The organism is Acidovorax sp. HMWF018 (genome assembly GCF_003061035.1).
GTDB classification, from domain to species: Bacteria; Pseudomonadota; Gammaproteobacteria; order Burkholderiales; family Burkholderiaceae_C; genus Acidovorax; species Acidovorax delafieldii.
Window position 1 is genome coordinate 1 of record NZ_QAIM01000194.1, and the last position, 1,097, is coordinate 1,097.

The 1,097-nt window shown below is 66.3% G+C and carries 1 protein-coding gene and 1 pseudogene; one reads left to right on the forward strand and one right to left on the reverse strand.

The genetic code is table 11. The features are described 5' to 3' along the window. Nucleotides 1–697 (reverse strand): triacylglycerol lipase (locus tag DBR23_RS07160; protein ID WP_108497785.1); only part of this gene is annotated, 697 nt, incomplete at its 3' end. 98 nt (nt 698–795) lie between these two features. Between DBR23_RS07160 and DBR23_RS07165 the strand changes: the two are divergent. Next, nucleotides 796–1,097: pseudogene (locus DBR23_RS07165) on the forward strand (hypothetical protein); the annotation flags it as partial.

The window sequence follows — 1,097 nt, forward strand, 5'->3', positions numbered from 1 at the left end:
CCACCACCCAGTCCCCCGCCAGGCTCATCTGCCGCCCATTCACCGCACGACTGAAACGCCCCAGCCACGTGCCCCCATGCGGCGTGCCCAGCGTCAACACACGGTGCACCCGCCCATCCGCCTGGTGCGCCCGCAGCCACGCCCGCACCGCCAAGCCCCCCATGCTGTGGCACAACAACACCGGTGCCTGGCCCGTGGCCGCCGTCACTTGGCGCACAGCGTCTTCAATGATGTCCGCGTACTCGTCAATCGAGCCCATCACCGGCTCCAGATTCACCGCCACATAGGCATGCCCCCGCGCCTGCAAAGGCGCAAACCACGGCAGCCAGAGCCCCCGGTTGCACATGAATCCATGCACCAGCACCACGCCGCGCTTTCCCGTCGGCTGTGCAGGCAGCCAGTCGGGCACGGAATCATGGCGAAACGGCTGGCGCCAGCAAAACACCATCAACGCCACCCACACCTCGGCCCACCAGGCACCCACCACCTGCGACAGGCGGGCACGTGGCGCAGCATCGGCATGGTTGGTGATGTGCATCAGCACAAACTCCACGGCCATCACCACAAGGTAAATGCAGAGCGGCACCAGCGCCCCCAGCACGGCACGCAACGGTGAATGGGGCCACTGCCACACCAGCCAGGCGGCCATGGTCAGCAGGATGAACAGGAGAAGGATTCGTTGCCAGCGCGCGATCATGGTGGTGATGGGCAGATGTTGTAATCGACCAGCCGCATTGTGCGGTCTGACCACCGCCCGACACCGAACCCCGCAGAATGCAGAAAGGACCCTGCCCCATGGATGCCGCCCAGACCATCCGCGACTGCATCGCCGACGTGACCGCCCTGCGCCTGCACCGCACGGGCGAACCGGCGCTGGGGGCGGCGGTGGGCAGCGTCAAAAGCCTGCAGGCGCGGCGCTTTCGGGGCACCTATGCGGACCTGATGGGCTCGCCCTCGTTCGGACCCGCAGCACAGTTCTTTCTGGAAGAGCTGTATAGCGACACCGACTACACCGACCGCGATCTGCAGTTTGGCCGCATCGCCGGCACGCTGCAGACCATGTTCCCCCAACCGGTCGTAAACACCGCCGTGGCCCT